At 49.0% G+C, this 19,999-nt stretch carries 14 protein-coding genes; 5 read left to right on the top strand and 9 right to left on the bottom strand.

The window, feature by feature from the left end; all coding sequences use genetic code 11:
- Window positions 1–34 precede the first annotated feature (34 nt).
- Together NE536_RS03755 and NE536_RS03750 are read right to left on the bottom strand one after the other, a co-directional pair.
- Window positions 35–655 (bottom strand): response regulator transcription factor, encoded by a 621-nt coding sequence (locus NE536_RS03755; protein WP_261271835.1) that lies wholly within the window; start codon window positions 653–655, stop codon window positions 35–37.
- Complete coding sequence (locus NE536_RS03750) at window positions 655–2,607, bottom strand: sensor histidine kinase (protein ID WP_261271834.1); 1,953 nt, start codon at window positions 2,605–2,607, stop codon at window positions 655–657. Before NE536_RS03750 ends, NE536_RS03755 begins: the two co-directional genes overlap by 1 nt.
- A 385-nt stretch (window positions 2,608–2,992) precedes the next feature.
- Between NE536_RS03750 and dsrO the strand changes: the two genes are divergently transcribed.
- From dsrO to NE536_RS22890, 4 genes are all read left to right on the top strand, one after another.
- The gene (dsrO, locus tag NE536_RS03745) at window positions 2,993–3,775 is read left to right on the top strand and encodes a sulfate reduction electron transfer complex DsrMKJOP subunit DsrO (protein WP_261271833.1); all 783 of its coding nucleotides are present in this window, start codon (window positions 2,993–2,995) and stop codon (window positions 3,773–3,775) included.
- Complete coding sequence (nrfD, locus tag NE536_RS03740; RefSeq protein WP_261271832.1) at window positions 3,765–4,847, top strand: NrfD/PsrC family molybdoenzyme membrane anchor subunit; 1,083 nt, start codon at window positions 3,765–3,767, stop codon at window positions 4,845–4,847. Before dsrO ends, nrfD begins: the two co-directional genes overlap by 11 nt.
- Window positions 4,848–4,882: 35 nt before the next feature.
- Complete coding sequence (locus tag NE536_RS03735) at window positions 4,883–7,990, top strand: tetrathionate reductase subunit A (RefSeq protein WP_261271831.1); 3,108 nt, start codon at window positions 4,883–4,885, stop codon at window positions 7,988–7,990.
- A gap of 334 nt (window positions 7,991–8,324) precedes the next feature.
- Window positions 8,325–9,623 (top strand): methyl-accepting chemotaxis protein, encoded by a 1,299-nt coding sequence (locus NE536_RS22890; RefSeq protein ID WP_311999470.1) that lies wholly within the window; start codon window positions 8,325–8,327, stop codon window positions 9,621–9,623.
- Between the two features lie 87 nt (window positions 9,624–9,710).
- Here NE536_RS22890 and NE536_RS03720 read toward each other — a convergent pair whose 3' ends face one another.
- From NE536_RS03720 to NE536_RS03690, 7 genes are all read right to left on the bottom strand, one after another.
- Window positions 9,711–10,412, bottom strand: a complete 702-nt coding sequence (locus NE536_RS03720) for a DUF3581 domain-containing protein (protein ID WP_261271830.1) — start codon at window positions 10,410–10,412, stop codon at window positions 9,711–9,713.
- 211 nt (window positions 10,413–10,623) lie between these two features.
- Window positions 10,624–10,854: a hypothetical protein gene (locus NE536_RS03715; protein ID WP_106651667.1), complete on the bottom strand. Its 231-nt coding sequence runs from the start codon at window positions 10,852–10,854 to the stop codon at window positions 10,624–10,626.
- A 158-nt stretch (window positions 10,855–11,012) separates the two neighbouring features.
- Window positions 11,013–11,408: a DUF2391 family protein gene (locus tag NE536_RS03710; RefSeq protein WP_106651668.1), complete on the bottom strand. Its 396-nt coding sequence runs from the start codon at window positions 11,406–11,408 to the stop codon at window positions 11,013–11,015.
- Window positions 11,409–11,498: 90 nt separating this feature from the next.
- Window positions 11,499–11,777, bottom strand: coding sequence for a peptidylprolyl isomerase (locus NE536_RS03705; protein WP_006084190.1), 279 nt, complete (start codon window positions 11,775–11,777; stop codon window positions 11,499–11,501).
- A 152-nt stretch (window positions 11,778–11,929) separates the two neighbouring features.
- A complete protein-coding gene (mrcB, locus tag NE536_RS03700) occupies window positions 11,930–14,254 on the bottom strand; it encodes a penicillin-binding protein 1B (protein WP_261271829.1) in 2,325 nt (774 codons plus the stop codon).
- 82 nt (window positions 14,255–14,336) lie between these two features.
- Window positions 14,337–16,886 (bottom strand): ATP-dependent helicase HrpB, encoded by a 2,550-nt coding sequence (gene hrpB / locus NE536_RS03695; RefSeq protein WP_261271828.1) that lies wholly within the window; start codon window positions 16,884–16,886, stop codon window positions 14,337–14,339.
- 82 nt (window positions 16,887–16,968) lie between these two features.
- Complete coding sequence (locus NE536_RS03690; protein ID WP_012588607.1) at window positions 16,969–19,188, bottom strand: putative bifunctional diguanylate cyclase/phosphodiesterase; 2,220 nt, start codon at window positions 19,186–19,188, stop codon at window positions 16,969–16,971.
- A gap of 199 nt (window positions 19,189–19,387) precedes the next feature.
- On the opposite strand from NE536_RS03690, the gene thpR reads away from it, so the two are divergent.
- On the top strand, window positions 19,388–19,933 hold the full coding sequence (gene thpR / locus NE536_RS03685) for an RNA 2',3'-cyclic phosphodiesterase (protein WP_261271827.1): 546 nt from the start codon (window positions 19,388–19,390) through the stop codon (window positions 19,931–19,933).
- Window positions 19,934–19,999: the final 66 nt, after the last annotated feature.

Raw genomic sequence — 19,999 nt, 5'->3', positions numbered from 1 at the left:
ACAAAGCGGCAATTAGCGCAGTAAAAGGTAAATTTTAGCGGTTATCTTCAAGGCGCAGGCGATCGGCGATCCGGCTATAAATCAGCATCATTTCCGCCAGCGATCCCACTTGCATGCCTTTCATCAAATTGGCGCGGTGGATCTCGACCGTGCGCATGGCAATACAGAGGCTATCGGCGATCTCTTGGTTCTTCAACCCTTGGGCAATCAGGTTGAGTATCTCCCGCTCCCTTGGTGTGAGCGCTTGATACGTCTCAAGATACTGATTGTCTTGATGATGCGCCTTGGTATGTTCCAACGCTTTGACGACCGCTTCGGCTAACTTAGCGCCATCGGCGGGCTTTTGGAAAAAATCCACCGCACCTAATTTAAGCGCATCTACCGCCATTGGCACATCGCCATGACCCGTGAGATAAATCACCGCTAGCGGACTATTTTTTGCCACTAATTCAAGATGCAACTGTGGGCCACTCAAACCCGGCATTCGCACATCGACCAGCGCACAACCCGGTAGTGTTAAGTCTACGGCGGCAAAAAAGGCTTCGGCGCTATCAAAGTCAGTGATCTTAAGGCCATAACTTTCAAGCATAAAACGCAAAGAACGACGCACAGAGTCATCGTCATCGATTAAATACACAGGTAAGGCAAGACTCATTATTGTGCTCCATTGGGTTCAGGTTTACGCGGTATAGCCACCTGCGCTTGGCAACCGCCACCCATAGCACTTTCTAAGCTAAACGTACCACCATGGCTCTCGGCAATATCACGGCAAATCACTAAGCCTAAACCTAACCCCTCTGATTTAGTGGAATAAAATGCTTGCATCAGCAGACTGGTCTCTTCGGTTAACCCAGTGCCATTATCTGTGACTGTCAGCAAGAGCGTACATTCTTGATAGCGAAGATCGATATCGATCGTGGGCGTGTATGGCTTTTGCGTGATGATCTGTTCTGTGCCACTGGATTCAAGCTCTAACCGCTGAACGCAGGCGTCAAAGGCGTTTTTCAGCAAGTTAAGCAACAACTGCTGCATGCCAACTTCATCGAGGGACTGTAAATAGGGTTCACCATTCACATTGACGGCAAGGTTTATCTGATGTTGTTCAAACTCATAGGCGAGCAGCGGCACAGTATCATTGACCAACTCATGCAGATACAAAGGTTGTTTCGACACAGGTCGCTTCTTCAATAAATTACGTAAGCGACTGATAATATTGTCGGCGCGCGTGACTTCCTGCTGGATCAGCGTCAATACCGATTGCAGTTCCTCAGGGCTCGTCCCCCGCTGTAATCGCACTTCGGCGCCATGGCAATAATGGCCAATCGCCGCCAAAGGTTGATTGAGTTCGTGGGAGAGGCTCGCGCCAAGCTCACCCGCAATCGCGATACGCTGAGCATGTTCCAGTAGCGCGCGGTTTTCATTGAGCTGGCGCTGAGTGTTAATCAACTCCCGGCCGCGACGGCTAAAACGATACTCCAACCAGAAATGGTACGCATTGAGCAGCACCAAAATCCCCAAAACAAACCAAGCCCATTGTTGATGTAGCTTGATCCACTGCCACGCCCTTTGCCACCATGGTGCCTGCAAAGGATGCATATCGAGATCTTTAAGCAGTTGATCGATCGCAAGCTGACTCACGGCCGTGGTCCAGCCCGCAGAATCGGCAGACTTAGCGGCGAGATGATCTTCGGGCAGCGCCAGCAAAGCTTGAGTCACACTTTTAGCCAGAGACTGGGAAGCGCGATTGGTCTTTGCCATAGACCAGTTGGGATAAAGGTGGGTCGAGACTTGGCAATTAAATCCCGCAGGCGCTTGATTATCGAGCACTCGATAATGGGCGATGTTAATAAGACCTTCCGTTTGCATCTGCTCAAGCTGACACACAGGCACCACAGCCGCATCCAGTCGATTATCTTTCGCCGCATCATCACCACTTTTTTGATCATCTAACTGATACAACAAATTATCTAGCGGGAACCCCAGCGGAATGATCTCACCCACAAAGCGAGGCAAATCGATGCCCTTTAGCTGCGCTTCGTACACTAAGGTCAAGTAACCACCAAAGGCATTTTTCGATACGATCCCGAGTCGACGTCCCTTAAGATCACTTAAGGTGTGATAGGGTGAATCGGCGCGCACCACCAGCGCCGAGCCCACTTGCATTGCCGCGCCATTATTTAACGGACTGCGCAGGGTCGCCAACCAAGTGAGGGAATATTGCCGCGCCAGCAACACGGATTGCCCTGGGTTGGTGATCACAAAATCGAGCCCTTGGGTTTCAACGCCCTTAGCTAGCTCATCGAGGGTAAGAGGGTGTAACCTAAAGTAACTATTGGGAATTTGGGTTTCGAGCCACCCCATCAAAGGTTGCCAGCGGTTGATGGTTGCCTTATAACCGCGGATGGCTAACACGCCAACATCGACTACTTGATAACTGGGCTCTTCGATAGCAACTTGAGCAACAACCTCAGGGTCAGTTAAGCCCGAATGCACACTTTGATTCTGCGGCTCTACGGCAAACACGTTTGCCGAAGCGAACAAGCACGCTAATAACGTGATGAACACCTTAGTCCTAAGTGCCATCCTGAAAATTATTCGAGGTGTCATCTTAGGCTCGATTGAACCTTGAATTGATAACGGCCACTTGAGTGACATCCCTGAGCTAAACACTGTTTTTATCATCCTAAATAACGTGAAGTGCAATCCTTTATCCCCAATCACTCAAGCTTAAATCCAGTTAAAAGCAGATCCAATTCAAATTGAAAGCAGGCCAAACTTAAGTTTAAAAGCCGTAAAAATAAAACCCTATCATTTTGAAGGCTATTCTAACGGATATTTGTTGCGCTAGATCAAATCCACACCCGATATGTGGAAAACCACTATAGTTATGCCGCCTCGCCTTTTACAGAATGCCTGTAAACCTCGCCATAAACCTTAACGCTAGGTCTATGAGCCAGTTTATTCGCCATCTGCAAGAGTGAAGGAAATCTGTATGGACAAGAGTAAACGTCAGTTTCTCGGTAAAATGGCTAGCGTCAGTGTTGGCGCCGCACTCATCCCTGTGGTGCAAGTGTATGCACAGGATGATAAGCACAGCACTCAAATGCACATTGCCTGCGAAGGCCAAGTGGGTAAACGTTACGGTATGGTAATTGACTTGCGCCGCTGCGTGGGCTGCCAAGCCTGTACCGTCGCTTGCACTATCGAGAATCAACCGCCCCTAGGGCAATTTCGCACCACAGTGCAGCAGTATGAAGTTTCGCAGCAGGAAGATACCACGCCGCCTACGTTTTTAATGCTGCCAAGACTTTGTAATCACTGCGAAAACCCGCCCTGCATTCCCGTTTGTCCTACGGGCGCGACCTTCCAGCGCAAAGACGGCATAGTGGTCGTCAATAATGAATGGTGCGTTGGCTGTGGCTACTGCGTGCAAGCCTGTCCCTACGATGCCCGCTTTATCAACCACGATACTAATACCGCCGACAAATGTACCTTCTGTGCCCACAGGTTAGATGCAGGATTACTGCCCGCCTGTGTCGAAACCTGCGTGGGAGAAGCCCGTGTGATTGGCGATCTTAACGATCCCAACAGTCAGATAAGCCAACTGCTCGCCGCCAACAAAACCGATATCAAGGTGCTCAAACCCACGGCCAATACTTCACCACGCGTGTTCTACATCGGCATGAGCAGCGCTTTTGAGCACAAGATTAGCGGCCAAGCCCCGGTTAGAACCTTACTTACCGATACTGGCGAGGAGATCCACCATGGTCATTAAAGAAATCTTTACCCCAGATATCGCCATTACTTGGCTACCTTGGGCAGTGCAATACTTTTTTATGATGGGGCTCGCCTACGCCAGCGTATGGGTCGCGACGATACATTTGTTTAGTCAAACCCAACCCGATGACAGATTGCTGAAGCTATGCGCCTGTTTAATGTTAACCGCAGGCATAGTCGCGCCTATCGCCTTACTCGCCGATTTACACCAACCGCTGCGGGCTTGGCATTTTTATGCGCAAGTTCGCCCTGACTCTTGGATGTGGTATGGCGCCTTTTTACTGCCGATATTTTCGGGCAGCAGCGCGCTATTTGCTTGGCTGCTATTGCGCCAATATTTGCCTAAGCGCACCACGAACCCTGACTCAGATTGGGTGAGTAAAATAGGTCAATTACTGAGATTCGGTGATTGGAACAGTGACAAATTCATCAAGCCGATCGCGATTATCACGGCCCTGAGTGCCTGCAGTATTGCCCTCTACACTGGCATGGAAACCATGGCCATTAAAGCGCGGCCACTGTGGCATACCTATTGGCTACCACCTTTGATGGCGATGAGCGCCCTGCTCGCTGTCTGCGGCACTTTGGCTGTGTTGAATCGACTACTAAAAGGCTACCAACAGCGCACCCAAGACAGCCTATTACTCTGGGTAAGAGCTAGCTTTGGTCTGTTCGCCCTGTGCCTTATCGGCTGGGCATTATTCGATAAGGGCTCGGCCCCTGAAGCCGCGTTATTGCTTGAAACCAGCCCAAGTTGGCAACTGGCTGCGATTTGGGTGCTGGTCACACTCGCCGTGCTGGCACTGATGCTCGCCATTCGCCACTTACCCAATGTGGCAATGCTAATCGTCAGCCTCACGGCTATTCATCTCGCGTGGGGATTTCGCTGGATAGTGCTAATTCAAGCGCAAACCGATCCTAAATACGGCGCAGGGACTTACCTCTATCAACTGCCTTGGGGACCCGAAGGACTATTAGGCATAGCCGGTACCTTCGGCCTTTGGTTAGCATTAATGGCGCTGGTCTCCGAACTTATTCGCCACACGCCTGCGGCAAAACTTGCTCGCTGAGCACCCAATTAGTTTACAGAATTAAGGAGTCCATCATGGATAAGAGTAAACGTCGTTTTATCAAAGGGGCCGCTGTAACGGGTGGTGTGGGATTATTTGCCGCGGGTTATAGCCATACATTAGCGCAAATAGGTAAAGGTGTCGTCAATGGTACCTCAGGAAAACCAACCCAAGATCCACTGCATGGCAATTCTTTAGCGCCTGAATACAAAGTCGATTTACAGTCAGGTCAGCTGATCAGCAATGACGACCAACGCATCGCCAATACTATGTGCTTAGGTTGCTGGACCAAATGCGGCGTGCGCGCTCGTATCGATCAAAAAACCGATAAAATCATCCGTATCAGCGGTAATCCTTATCACCCACTGTCATCGCGGGAACATATCGATTTCGATACACCGATCAAAACCGCCTTTGTTGGGCTTAGCGCCTTTCAAGAACAGGGTCTACAGGGGCGTTCCACCGCCTGCGCTCGTGGTAATGCCATGTTAGAACAATTGGATAGCCCGCATCGTGTTACCCAATGCCTTAAGCGCGTGGGTAAGCGCGGCAGTGGCCAATGGCAGAGCATTAGCTTTGAGCAGTTGCTGAATGAAGTCGTCGAAGGCGGTGATTTATTTGGCGAAGGCCAAGTTGAAGGCTTAAGAGCGATTCGAGATATCGCCACGCCGCTCGATGCCAATAATCCGGAATACGGCCCTAAGGCCAACCAGTTACTGGTCTCGAACGCCTCCGATGAAGGCCGCGATGCCATTATCAAACGTTTTACCTTCAACAGCTTTGGCACGCGAAACTTTGCCAACCATGGTGCCTATTGCGGGTTTACCTACCGCGCTGGTGCAGGCGCTTTATTGGATGATTTGAAAAAATACGCCCACTTGAAGCCCGATTGGGACCATAGCGAATTTTTACTCTTTATCGGCACCTCGCCGCAGCAATCGGGCAATCCCTTTAAACGCCAAGCGAGACAACTGGCAAACGCGCGGGTGAATAACAGCAATTTCAGTTATGTGGTGGTGTCGCCCATGCTGCCCAATACCTCGAATCAACCTTGTGCGGGCAACAACACTTGGCTGCCGATCCGCCCCGCCACCGACTCGGCCCTCGCCATGGGCATGTTGCGCTGGATTATCGATAACCAGCGCTATGCCGCTGAGTTTTTGAGTGCGCCCAATGTCGATGCTGCAAAAGCATCAGGTTACCGTGGCTTTAGTAATGCAGGCTTCTTGATAATCAGCGAGCCCACCCATCCAAGATATGGCCAGTATCTTTTTGCCAGCGATCTTGGCTTACCTTTCGACGGCAAAGCCTACGGCGAGGAGGACTCGCAGTTGGTTGTCGATGCAACGAGTGGCGAGGTAGTTTTTGCTAGCCAAAGTCAAAAAGCCAAGCTCGACGTTAATCAAAGCGTCGACACACCTAAGGGGGCGATTGCGGTTAAATCCAGCTTCAAACTGTTAAGCGAAGCGGCGCACAGCTTCGAAATGGCACACTATGCCAAGGAGTGCGATATCAGCGAAGCGCAGATTATTGCCCTCGCAGATAAATTCACCAGCCATGGCACTAAGGCTGCGGTGATCTCCCACGGCGGCACAATGAGCGCCAATGGTTTCTATAGCGCGTGGGCGATCATGATGCTCAACGCCATGATAGGTAACATCAATTTGAAGGGCGGCGCATTAGCCTCCGGCGGTTCCTTCCCCGCCTTTGGTAAAGGCCCAAAGTATAATCTGCAGGAGTTTGACGGCATGGTCGAACCTAAGGGCGTTTTCCTATCGCGCTCTAAATTCCCCTACGAGAAAACCTCAGAGTATCGCCGTAAAGTCGAAGCGGGCGAATCGCCTTATCCTGCTAAGGAGCCTTGGTTTCCGATTTCATCGCCCTTATTGGGCGAACATTTAACCGCGGCGGTGCACGGTTATCCCTATCGACTCAAAGCATGGATTAACCACATGGGCAATCCGATTTATGGTCAAGCGGGTTTAGGGGAAGCTATTGGTGAACAACTGAAAGATCCTAAGGTGCTGCCGCTGTTTATCAGCATCGACAGCTTTATCAACGAAACCTCGGCGCTGTCGGATTACATTGTGCCCGACACGTTAACGTACGAGTCTTGGGGTTGGACCTCAGCATGGCAAGGCACACTAACCAAAGTTGCCACAGGTCGTTGGCCGATTGTCGAGCCAAGAGTCGCGAAAATGGCCAGTGGTGACGTGGTGTGCATGGAGTCTTTCTTGAGCCAAGTGGCGATGAAGTTGCAATTACCCGGCTTTGGCGAAAATGCCATTAAGGCCGCCGATGGCAGCTTACATCCGTTAACGCGCGCAGCGGATTACTCACTTTACGGCGCCGCCAACGTGGCCTATTTAGGTAAAGCCGTCGCCGATATCAACGCCGAGGACATGTATCTTAGCGGTGTAAGCCGCATTCAAAGTGAGCTCAACGCTAGACTCAAGCCAGATGAAGTCAAAAAAGTCAGTTACTTATTTGCTCGCGGCGGCCGTTTTGAAGAAATGCGCGGTGCACGCGATGACATGGGGAATCCGAGTAAAGTCTGGCCTAAACCTATGATGCTGTGGAATCCCGACGTCGGCAGTCGCCGCAACAGCCTAACAGGGGAATTTATGAGTGGTTGTCCGCGCTTATATCAACCCGCCTTGGCCGATGGCACGCCGCTCGATAAGGCGTTTGATAAATCACAGTGGCCTTTACTGATCAGCAGCTACAAGTCCCATACCATGAGCTCTATGAGTATTGGCTCGGATCGTTTACGCCAAGTACACCCTAATAATCCGGTGCGACTGAACGAGAAAACCGCCGCTCGCCTTGGGATCAGCACGGGCGACACAGTAAAAATCAGCACGCCCAACGGCAGCGTGATTGCCTTAGTGGAATGTGTTGCCGGAGTGCACCCAGACTGCATCGCTATCGAACACGGTTATGGCCATAAAGAACTCGGCGCGCGGGACACTGTGATTGACGAGATTAAAATCGTCGCCAATCCGCTGATCCGAGTCGGGATCAACATGAACGACTTAAATCTATTCGATCCCAGTCGTCATGGCCGCTATCCGCTGGTAGACTGGGCAAGTGGCGCCTCGGCAAGACAAGGTCTACCCGCTAAAATTGAAAAACTAAGCTAACCGCCGAACATAGATAACACTTAAGAAGCTGCCATTGGCAGCTTTTTTATGGCATTCATTCAACCTAACTAACCCGAATCGCATGCTAAAATTCGTTATCCGCTCTGCCGCTACGTCTGGTCGGGCTAAAACCAAAGCCTAGTCGAGCTAAAACCAAAGAAAAGTGATCTTCTTTTGCTCAATTTAGGTATATAGATCCCGATAACGTGTTTCATAGAAATAAACCACACATTAAAATCACAGCTATATTTATCTGTGTATCCAGCTCGTTATATCGAGCTTTCAATAAAGACCAGCGGTTTCTGAGTCAGTTAAGCTCATCAGGAGTATCCCAGTGTTCAATTCTTCATTACGTAAAAGCCTAGAAGTGAGCGAAAACAAGCGCCAAGAAGCGGAGTCGGTCATCGACGCCATTAAGCAAAGTATTGCCACGGTAGAATTTACGCCTGAAGGAAAAGTGCTCGATGCGAATGCCTTGTTTTTAAAAGTAGTCGGTTATTCACTTACTGAAGTTGTTGGTCAACACCATAAGCTGTTTTGCTCAGCGACCTATGCTAATTCTCCTGCATACCAACAATTTTGGAGTAATTTAAAAGCCGGTCATCCACAGGAGGGACATTTCGCGCGAGTGAATAAAAATGGCCAAGAAATCTGGCTAAGAGCGACTTACTTTCCTGTAAAACAGGCGGGCAAAGTCGTGAAGATAATGAAAACGGCTTCTGAAATTACCCAATATAAGCAACAGCTTGACGATCAACCTGCCATCTTTGATGCCCTAAATCGCTCCCAAGCTATTATTGAATTTACCCCAGATGGCACTATCCTGAAGGCAAATGCCAACTTTTTAAAAACAATGGGATACAGCAAAGAACAGATCTTGGGTAAGCATCATAGAATTTTCTGTTTTGATGAATTTTATCGACAAAATCCACACTTTTGGGACGAGCTTAAGCAAGGTCGCTATAGCAAAGGGCTATTTGAGCGCAAAAATGCCTATGGGGACTCAATTTGGCTGGAGGCGGCTTACAATCCCATTATGGATGAGCATGGAAAGGTCGTTAAAGTTGTTAAGTTCGCCAGTGATATCAGCAAGCGGATCGAGCAAAGCCACGCTGTGCGTGAAGCCGCAAATATTGCACTCACCACATCGCAACGCACCGTTGAGCAAGCGGAACAAGGTGTTAAGTTGCTTAATGCGACCGTCAATACCTCCAATGCCATTGCTGAACAAACCCATAAAACGACTCAGGCGATTACTCAACTGAATGAGCAATCCCAAAGTATTCAAGCCATAGTCGCGACCATTAGCTCGATTGCCGATCAAACCAATTTGCTGGCATTAAATGCCGCGATTGAGGCCGCGCGTGCGGGTGAACAAGGCCGAGGTTTTGCGGTTGTCGCCGATGAAGTGAGGCAGCTCGCTTCCAGAACCAGTAAATCAACCAGTGAAATTGCCGCCGTCGTCACTAAAAATACCCAGCTCACCACAAGTGCAACGAGTATGATGAACGAAGTTGAAGGTATCGCACAGGAAGGGAAACAACAATTAGCCGAGGTCACTTTGGTGATGGGAGAAATACGCAACGGAGCAGAAAACGTTTCAAAAACAGTCTCTCAACTATCGATTGATTAACTGTAATATGTAAGCTAGTTCATCGCGCTATCAAGGATCACATGGCGCTTTATCTACCGATAAAACGCCATGTGATTGTTACGTCAATTAATAATCGGTTTTACGACCTTCATAGTTGGCGCACATTTGCTGCGCCAGCGCCTCGTCGTAAGGACGTAAACCACTCATGACTAAAGTTTTAATACCTGTACCGACAAGAGTATCGCCACTGTGTAATTCAAAGTGCAATGTCACATCGCCACGTTTACCGTCGATTTTTAAATCTTGGCCAACGAGTGATAAGGTCACTTGCACAAAATCGAGGGTGGTTAAGTCAAACGACATGCTTTCGTAAATCACTAAAGGTCGGTCTGGGTTGATCATCACTTGATGTTGTTTCATCAAAGGGATAAGGATATCGATAAAATTATGTCCAGAGAAGGCAACATATTGACGAATAAAGGATTCGGTCTGCGCATCGCAACAACTTACATCGCCTTGGCGACTCACATTAAGATAGTTTTTTTCGCGGCTATCGCGAATCGAAAAACTCTCGCTCACTTGTTCTGGGAATTGCAGTTCGACGCTATCGCCCACCATACCCGCAAAGCTAAATTTCATGCTCTGACTCAGGCCATATTGAGTCAATACTAAGGCAAACAGTAAATCTCCCGGCACACAAAAGCGTTTTGCGCCCACATCGTGTATGGGATTAAAGTCCTGCGCAATTTTCTTCGCGAAGTCGCTGGCTTGTTGTGCGGATACGGAAATAGCTTGATTTTGCTCGGAAAAATAAGGCGCTAGAAACATATAAACTCTATTTGTAATAACTCAATACAGGGATGGATAACAAAATTATCACGAGTCTACCTTAAATTAGGTATTTAACTCACCCGATGACTTGATCCCACGGAAGACGTACAAAGTAACACCATGACCACATTTGTAAAGCCAAACACATTACAAGGGTATTAACTTAGGTTAACAGGCTAACGTCTTCCATTGGATAAGGAACAAATAGTTAGACTTGTTTAAATTCTCGCTTCAATTGAAAACTATCGTCAGTAACAAGTTGTTCTAGCACTTCGACGCGTTGACGCAGTGTGGCTAACTCGGCCCGCATGGCTTGATTTTCAGCCTCTTGCGCTCGGCTGGACACCCCTTGCTTGTCGCGAATTTTCATAATCGCCACCACATATCCGCCAACAATGGCGAGGATCGGGATAAGTAAAGCGAGGGCTCCGGTATTCATAGTCATTTCCTTTATCGATTGGCGCTATTGTTATCAGGCTAAAAAATCAGGCTTATTTCGACTCTAGATATAGCTCAAAGTCAGAATATGGCAATGAGTATGCGCAAAATAACGCTTATCCACCAGTGACAAAAGTCATGAGGTTTAGCTAAGGCGCATCATTCCTTATCGAAGCTATCCACAACAATAGCGCCCATGGAGGCAGGCATAGTGATGACGATGATCCGTTTGATCGAGGTTAGTGGATCTTCAAAAAATGGCACTTTATCGAGACACAGCAAGACGAGGAAAACCACCAGCGCGGTGAGCAAATACGCCACCATGATGCGGAAAATAAACACAGGGACTCGGGCACGAATATTCTGTTGGAACACGCTGTGGTAAGTAAAAACCCCTAGAAATAACAAAGATAAACTAAAGAGCATGGCGATATTGAGCACAGGCAAGGTTTCGCCGAGGTGCCAGGCTTCCTCTGAAAACGCCACGGGCACCGCCAGCGCAAATGCTCCCACGCAAACTTGGCTCGCATCTTCGGTATTAAAACTAAAGGTCATGCCCATCGCTCCTTAATATTCCAATCCATTTAATTAGCCGAAAATGACGTGCGGCTATAAGACGCTACATTGCGACTTATTGCTGCGGTATTAAGTGCGATACAGCACTTTAACCACATGCCAGCCAAACTTAGTTTTAACTATGTGCGGCACTAATAACTCGCCCGAGAAAGCGACTTTATCAAACTGTGGCACCATTTGGCCTTTTTTAAACTCGCCCAAATCACCGCCTTTTTTGGCCGAAGGGCAAGAGGAAAAACGCTTGGCGAGTACCGCAAAATTAGCGCCATTATTCAGCTGCTTAACAATATCCTCAGCCTGCTCTTTGTGTTTCACTAAAATATGCACGGCGGCAGCGGTTTTAAACATGTTATTTCTCACTTTGGGTTAACGACCTAGGCTAAGGGAAGATGGCGTCACGCCTGTACTCTCGATAACGCCATTTCCATTCGCATAGGTTCTACTACTTAAGATTTTATATTCAACGCACAAATGCGTGAGTGATTGGTCGATTATCGAGCCTATTGGCCGAGTATTTTCTGCCACCATTGCAAAGGCTCACCGCAGTTATTCACCGGACGATAAGTCGCGGTTAATGCCGGAAGCGCATCAACATTACTGCAATCAGACTCCTTCGCCACGCCGGTATCTCGGTCAAAAAAGCCCTTCACGACGCCATTCACTTGGATAGAACGCAAACTAATAGGTGGACGTTCCTTTAAGAAGGCAAGATACACGGCCATGGCGCCACTGCTGCCATACAAGCTGGTTTTGCCGTTATCATCACGCCCCACCCAAATAGCAGCAACATTACGCTCATCAAAGCCCGCAAACCAAGAGTCGCGGCTGTCGTTACTTGTGCCTGTTTTACCCGCCAGTCCAACGCCAGGGAAGGCATTGCCTAAGCGCGTCGCTGTGCCTGTATTCACCACTTGCTGCATAGCGTACTGGATCAAAAAATCAGTATCGGGTGAAATAGCCTGCTCTTTAGGTAATCGTGTTACAGGTAATGGATTTTTATCTGCATCTAACACAGCCGTCACTGTGGTTAATTTACGATAAACCCCACTATCGGCTAAGGTTTGGTACACCTGCGCCACCATTAATGGCGAACCATTGACGGCACCGAGTAACATAGAAGGATACTCGTTTAACGGCTCCTGCCAACCCGACTTAGCTAAGGTTGTCGCAACCGCATCCACGCCCACCGCAATCCCAAGATTCACAGTCGGGACGTTCATCGACTTTTTCAGCGCCGTTAATAAAGGCACTTGGCCGCTGAACTTCTTATCGAAATTTTGCGGTGACCATGTCTTACCTTGTTCATTTTTTAAGGTAATAGGCTGATCTTTAAGGGGGGTAGCTAAGGTAAATTGGCTATTAGGTGCCAATGCAGTGGCGTACACAAAAGGCTTAATTAACGAGCCAATCGGGCGACGAATTTCAACTGCGCGGTTAAAGCCGTCAAATCCTGGGGTTTTATCACCGACCATAGCCGCGATACCACCCGTGTATTTGTCGGTCACTACCATGCCCACCTGTAATGACTTATTACTCTTATCTAAACTCTTAAGGGTTTGAGTGACCGCTTTTTCTGCCGCTTCTTGGGCCATAGGATCGAGCGTGGTATAAATTTTTACCCCAGATTGCTTCAGTAACGCATCACCATAACGATCGTTCACCTCCTGTTTTACTAGGGCGAAGAAAGAAGGCAGTTTTTGATGTGCGGGTTTATTCAGATTACGGATCGCCAGAGGTGACTCTACCGCCGCCTTATACTCGGCCGTGGTTAAATCGCCCGCATCCATGAGTAAACGCAATACCAGATCGCGACGCTCTTGAATGCGCTCCGGATATCGCCATGGATTGTAGTAAGACGGTCCCTTAATCGTCGCCACTAAAAATGCCTGCTGAGCGATAGTCAACTCACTGATAGGACGGCCGAAATAGAAACGTGAAGCCAAACCCATACCATGAACGGCGCGGGATTTATCCTGCCCCATATACACTTCGTTAAGATAGGCTTCGAGGATTTCATCCTTGCTGTAACGAAAATCGATAATCACTGCCATCAAGGCTTCGCGCACTTTACGGAGTAATGAACGCTCACTCGATAGGAAAAAGTTTTTCGCTAACTGCTGGGTTAACGTCGAGCCGCCTTGCACTGTGCGACCGGCGCTGATGTTTACAAAAGCCGCGCGCGCAATCGCGAAAGGATTCACTCCATGGTGTTCGTAAAAGCTACGGTCTTCCACCAGAAGTAACGCCTGCACAATCGACTTAGGCATTTCTTCGGTCGGCACAAACAACCTGTCTTCGCCGTCGCCAGTAATAATGCGATCGAGTAACACAGGCTCAAGATGGAACACAGCAAGCTGGCGTTTGTCCGACACTCGGGTGACTGAGCTAACGCCATTGCTGTCGAAGCTTATCATGACTCTTTGTTCGACTTGATCGCCTTCAGGATGCAAGAACGGTCGACGCCACAATTCGATACGAGTGCTTGATGCCGAAAACTCTCCCACTTGGCGTGGATTCGCGACTTTGCGATAGCCGAGCAACTTAAGCTCAGCCATCATTTGCGGATGGCTGACCGCCGCACCTGGATACAGCGCCATAGAACGGCTGAACACCTGCGCGGGCAAGTGCCATTTTTGACCTTCAAATTTTTGCGCAATAATTTGATCGAGATAAATACTGTAGAAAGTCACTACCGCTAATCCGGCTAAGGCTAATTTCCAAGTGATTGACCAAACTCGTCGAAAGAAACCGCGGCCATTGTTGGCCCTACGGGAAGCGGGTGTTTTTTTTGTCGTCTTAGTCGTCATATCTACTTCATCATTCATGCATTTAAAGACATCAGCCACGATAGCAAGCGTGGTGCAAATCAAGGCGTGTTTTCACGCGATTAAAAAACCAGTGTCACAGCTATGGCTGAGCTAAACCCAAGGTTTTCTTCTTGGTAAATTTTGTTGGTAGTGTATTCACAGGATCGTCCGGCCACAGATGTTTTGGATATCGGCCGCGCATTTCCTTTTTCACTTCCACATAAGGTCCCTGCCAGAAACTGGCTAAATCCGCCGTCAAAGCCAATGGACGTTGAGCGGGAGAAAGTAATTCCATCGTCACCTTTAGCTTGCCCTGCGCCAGCATAGGGCTTTGTGCCATGCCAAAGGTTTCTTGCAGACGCACTCGTAGCAGCGCACGCCCAGACTCATCGTATACGATTGGCGCAGAGGTGCCGGTGACTAACGGCCAAGAGGTTGGCAATAATTCGTCCAGTCGCTGTTTCTGCTGCCAGCTCAAACAGTTTGCCACAAAACCAAAGCAATCGAGCTTAACTAATTGCGGCAGATTATTCACATTTTCGAGGTAAGGCGCCAGCCAAGTTTCTAGGCTCGCTAATAACGCCCCATCATCGACCTTAGGCCAATCACTGCCCGCGTCAAACTCAGTCGCGAGTTTGAGTCTGTATTGAAACTGCTCTAAGTTAGCGTTCCAATTGAGAATTTGTAATCCTTGCTGGCGAATATAACCCAGTAAGGCCGCGACAATTTGCTTGCGTTCAGGCTTAGTAATCGTCTCGGTTTTCACTAAAATTTGTCCGACCTTGTATTGGCGCTCGGCAATGACTCGGCCTTTGCCCTCATCCCAACCACAAATCTCGTGGATTTCCAGCAAGTCTTTTAGCTCGCTATCGAACAAGCTCGGCTGAAACTGACTCGCCAAGTAAATCCGTCCGGCGTTTCGGCCTTCGGTTTCTTGGAAATCCGCCACCACCATCCAAGGCGTTTGCGACAAGGCATCTTCGGCTGCTAACACCACGCCAGTCCCATTGGCTAATTGATAACCCTCAACGCCTCGGGCTTTGGCGATGCGATCTGGATACGCCAGTGCCAACAATAATCCCACATCACTGTGGTGAGCATGGGTCGCGACTTTCACTAAGTCAGCAGTTAAACCGAGCTTTTTCTGCCACTGTTTTGCCTGCTGTCCCGCTTGCCCCTGACAGGCAAAGTGCAAGTAATTCATGATATCGGCGCCCTTTTTAGGCAAACCGCGCGCTTCTAAAATCCCCGACAGCAAACAGGCCAAACTGCCCAATTGCGCAGTTTGCTCATAATCAGCGCCTAAGCTTTTCGCGCCCAATAACATATGGGCAAGCCTTGGGTGACACCCCAGCTCATAGGCCGCTTTACCGTGGGAAGTGAGTTTATTGTCACCATCGACCATGCCTAAGCGCTGCAGTAATTGCCACGCCAGCGCCTCATTCACACTCGGTGGCGGCGTTAACAACATCAAGTCGCTGAAGGATTTTGCGCCCCAGTAAGCACAATCGTGGGCCATAGCCACCAGATCCGCTTGGCTGATCTCGGGTTCATCGGCCCTGAGCATGCGGCCATGTTCTTCTTGGCTCCACAAACGCACACACACACCCGCTGATAAACGTCCGGCGCGGCCACTGCGCTGAGTTGCCGAGGCTTGGCTAATACGTTTCAAACCTAAGCGGGTGACGCCAGTTTTAGGGTTAAAACTGGCCTGACGTTTATAGCCACTGTCGATGACAAACCCTATGCCTTCAATGGTTAAGCTCGACTCCGCCACGTTAGTCGCTAGCACGATTTTACGCCTGCCATCTGTAGTTGCCGCAATCGCGCTATCTTGGTCAGCACCTGAAAGCTCACCATAAAGGGGGCAAATCAGAAAGGCATCTTGGGCTAAGCGCTCACGCAGAAACTGCTGCAGTCGTGAGATTTCGCCTTTTCCAGGTAAGAAAACGAGCACGGCATTATTGCTAGCCGTTTTATCAACGTTGGCACTACTGGCCGAGACCAGATCGAGTACGCAGCGGCCAAGATGATCGATCCAATGCTGCTGCGTCGGCACAGGGTGATATTCAACTTCAACGGGAAAACTGCGGCCTTCACTGTGCAAGGTCACGGCCTCTGGCATCAATTCGCCCAAGGCAAGGCCAGATAAGGTGGCAGACATGGCCAATATTTTTAAATCGTCCCGCAGTGAAGCTTGCACTTCGAGCGCTAAGGCGAGGCCTAAATCGGTAGTGAGGTGGCGTTCATGAATTTCATCGAAGATGATCATCTCAATCCCAGTCAACTCGGGATCTTGCTGGATCATCCGCGTGAGTATGCCTTCGGTGACAATCTCTAAGCGGGTATTGGCGCTGATTTTAGCTTCACCGCGCACGCGATAGCCCACTTCTTGCCCCACCTTTTGCTGGCGGCAATGGGCAATATAGTGCGCCACACTGCGCGCCGCGACACGCCGCGGTTCGAGCATTAAAATGCGTCCGCTGATTTCTGGCCAATCCAACATAGCCAAAGGTAACGCGGTAGATTTACCCGCACCAGTCGGTGCCTCGAGGATCACTTGAGCGTGACGAGAAAAAGCCGCACGCAGCGGTGCTAATAAGCTATGAATAGGTAGAGAGTTCAAGAAAAAGACATCAGCGGCCAACACAGGCCGTCAGTGTACTAACAATCGACGGTGAGTACCATTTCACTGCAACATAATCCAGCTCAGTAGATAAGTGTACCAAATACTAGAGTTGGGGATAGGCCGCAAAGGTCTCACGTTTTTCGAGCCAAGGCTGACTGAGTCCAGACTGTAATTCAGCTAACCGTATCGGTTTATTGATGGCGTAACCTTGGGCATAGTCGACGCCAAGGGTTTGCAGTTTCCGGCCAATATCTTGGGATTCGACAAATTCGGCAACCACATCAAAGCCCATATCTTGGCCGAGTTGGCAAATCGATTTAACGATCGCTTGATCCGCACTGTCTTCGCAGATGTTCACCACAAACTGGCCATCCACCTTCACAAAGTCCACATTGAGGCGCTTAAGGTAGGCGAAGCTAGAAAAGCCCGCCCCAAAGTCATCGAGGGCTAACTTGCAATTGAGCGGGCGCAGTATATCGAGTAACTTTGTCGCTTGATCGAGCTGACTCACGGCCGCGGTTTCAGTGATCTCGATGCAAAGCTTGTCCACCAGCTCAGGTTCGGCCATCAAACGCATTTCTAGCCAGTTCATAAACTCAAAGTCGCCCAAAGAGGTCGCCGACAAATTCACCGACACGAGATCCAATTGCTGCCAGATATCTAAATGGCAACCGCCCCACTTGAGCAAGTTATCGATCACCCACAAGTCGACCTTAGAAGCTAAGTTATATCGCTCGGCGGCGGGCAAGAAGATGGCTGGAGACACAATCGTGCCGTTGGCCTGCACCATGCGCAGTAAGATCTCTAAATGCAGACCAGACTCCTCGCGGTTTAATGGCACTATGCTTTGAAAATAAAGCTCAAATTGGTTTAACGCGAGTGCGCCGACTATGTCCACCGACGCCATCATCTCGGTATAAAGACGGTTCATTTTAGGATCGCTCGCACTGTATAAATGCCAGCCATTACGGCCTTGATCCTTCGCCAAGCGACAAGCAGCATCGGCCTGACTCATCACGGTATAAATGTCGGCGGCTTTTTTATCGAGTTTAGCAATCCCCATGCTGACACTGACATTGTGGCTGCGACCTTCCCAAATAAATTCATGATTCGCCAATTGGGTACAGATACGTTTTGCGATTTGTTTTGCCGAGTCCACATTGCAGTAATGCATCAAGATACCAAACTCATCCCCCCCTAAACGGGCGACGATATCGCCCTTACGCACGAGCTGTTTTAAGCGTAAGGCCACTTGGCAAAGCAGCTTATCGCCCGCCTGATGGCCACTGATATTGTTGATGACTTGGAATTGGTCTAAATCGAGAAACGCCACGCAAATGGGCATATCGTCGTGGGCGTGCAGCAGGTTTTCTAATAGGGCTTCGAAATGCAACCGATTGGGCAATCCTGTGAGCGCATCATAATTGGCATGGAACGACAGCTCATCGGCTAGGCGATACTTTTCACTGACATCTTCGGCAATCATGACTAAGGTATCTTTATCGCCACTGATCTGGCTAAAACTGAGTTTCAACCAAGCCAATTGATGGATAGATTTCAACGGTAACTCACACCAAGCCTGACCAAGCACACCTTCACGTACCACATGCAAGGTATCAGTTAACATGGCATGTTCTTCCTCACGCACCATGTCGAATAAATCATAACCATGTTGGATTGGCAGCGTTTGCAGGGCGACTTTATTGAGCATAGTCAATTGATTATATTTATCTAATAAGGCGCAGGCTAAGGGTAACTGATTGAAGACTTCACAGTATTTATGCTCACTGGCGAGCATGCTCAGGGCGATACGTGTCAGTTCCATCGCCGAGCCAATCATCACAGCGGCGTGGTTAAACTCACTTATAAACTCTTCGCTCCATTCGCAACACTCGGAGCAATTGACTGCGCCCAGCGCAATACGCGTTTCGCCAAATACCACAGGTGGCAATACCAATAGACTCTTCACGTCCCAGTCCCTTAATAGGGCTCGCTCGGCCTGCGCATCGGCGGGCAAGGTATTCACATCGGGCAGATTTAATAGTCGCGGGGTGCGGACAAGGGAGCGAAAGAATGGCATGCGTGCCAAGGGCCAGACTCGGGTTTGTTGGCCTTTGGCAAATTGGGGTTTTAGATACAAATTACGCGTGCGTAAACGATCCAGAGACTGGCTGCCAGTTAATACAAATACCCCGTCACAATGCAGCTGCAATGTGATGGTCTCAAGTGCTCGGTCAACATTTTGCTCTAAGGTTTCTAGCGGAGACTCACTAAAAATACTTACCAAAGCCTGTTGGAGTGGATTTGCTAAACCTACTAACATGAAAAGTGACTTCCTTACCTAAAAATCCATTTAAGGTATTATCGACGTATATTGAGTATAGGCTCACAGTAAATTAAACGTCTGCTTGAGTCGCAAATTAGCCGATAAATTCAACAACTAGATTAACGCTCAAAGACGCTAAACGTCAAAGTGTTCCCAGAGATAATCCGTGTTGAACGCCACAAAGGACGATAATCAGATGCAACAAAGGCTATTTCTCGGCTTCGCGCCTACCGCAGCACAAATGACAAGGCTGAGTGATTTACAACAGCGACTGATTTGCCACCTTAATCCTGAGGCGAAAGCGGTTAGCGTCCGTAATATGCATTTAACGCTCTGCTTTTTAGGGCAAGTGGACGACGAGCAACGCATCGCCCTCCTTGATGCAATTGACCGCTTAGCTAAGCCTAGATTCAGCGTTCAGCTTAACCAGCTCTACTTATGGCCCAATGCCCAAGTCTGTTGCTTGAAAGGCGATGACGTTGAGCCGCCGTTAGCGCAATTAGCTAAGCAGACGCAAGCAATCGCAGGCCGCCTGCAATTACATAGCAGTGAACACCACTTTTGCCCGCACATCAGTTTATTCAGGAAGGCAAAACAATGGATGCTAGATGAGTCGGCGTTATTGCAACTCAAGGACATGAATACGCTAACGTTAACGCCCGAACATTTGCATTTATATCATTCGAACAGCACAAGCACGGGTGTGGAATATCACATCCTACATTCTTGGACGCTCGGTTAGCGTGAGTTAAAAACAAAAAAGCCCGAGTATTAACTCAGGCTTTCCAATTTATCATTATATGCATCA

The organism is Shewanella septentrionalis (assembly GCF_025370265.1).
Classification (GTDB): Bacteria; Pseudomonadota; Gammaproteobacteria; order Enterobacterales; family Shewanellaceae; genus Shewanella; species Shewanella hafniensis.
Note: the sequence above shows the minus strand (reverse complement) of the source record. Positions and strands in the feature narration are given on the sequence as shown.

What these genes read in the sequence shown, in the direction of transcription:
- NE536_RS03750 (WP_261271834.1), bottom strand. Translation starts at nt 2,607, where the DNA reads ATGACACCTCGAATAATTTTCAGGATGGCACTTAGGACTAAGGTGTTC.
- NE536_RS03735 (WP_261271831.1), top strand. Translation starts at nt 4,883, where the DNA reads ATGGATAAGAGTAAACGTCGTTTTATCAAAGGGGCCGCTGTAACGGGT.
- NE536_RS03705 (WP_006084190.1), bottom strand. Translation starts at nt 11,777, where the DNA reads ATGTTTAAAACCGCTGCCGCCGTGCATATTTTAGTGAAACACAAAGAG.
- NE536_RS03690 (WP_012588607.1), bottom strand. Translation starts at nt 19,188, where the DNA reads ATGTTAGTAGGTTTAGCAAATCCACTCCAACAGGCTTTGGTAAGTATT.
- NE536_RS03715 (WP_106651667.1), bottom strand. Translation starts at nt 10,854, where the DNA reads ATGAATACCGGAGCCCTCGCTTTACTTATCCCGATCCTCGCCATTGTT.
- dsrO (WP_261271833.1), top strand. Translation starts at nt 2,993, where the DNA reads ATGGACAAGAGTAAACGTCAGTTTCTCGGTAAAATGGCTAGCGTCAGT.
- mrcB (WP_261271829.1), bottom strand. Translation starts at nt 14,254, where the DNA reads ATGAATGATGAAGTAGATATGACGACTAAGACGACAAAAAAAACACCC.
- thpR (WP_261271827.1), top strand. Translation starts at nt 19,388, where the DNA reads ATGCAACAAAGGCTATTTCTCGGCTTCGCGCCTACCGCAGCACAAATG.
- NE536_RS03755 (WP_261271835.1), bottom strand. Translation starts at nt 655, where the DNA reads ATGAGTCTTGCCTTACCTGTGTATTTAATCGATGACGATGACTCTGTG.
- nrfD (WP_261271832.1), top strand. Translation starts at nt 3,765, where the DNA reads ATGGTCATTAAAGAAATCTTTACCCCAGATATCGCCATTACTTGGCTA.
- NE536_RS03720 (WP_261271830.1), bottom strand. Translation starts at nt 10,412, where the DNA reads ATGTTTCTAGCGCCTTATTTTTCCGAGCAAAATCAAGCTATTTCCGTA.
- NE536_RS03710 (WP_106651668.1), bottom strand. Translation starts at nt 11,408, where the DNA reads ATGACCTTTAGTTTTAATACCGAAGATGCGAGCCAAGTTTGCGTGGGA.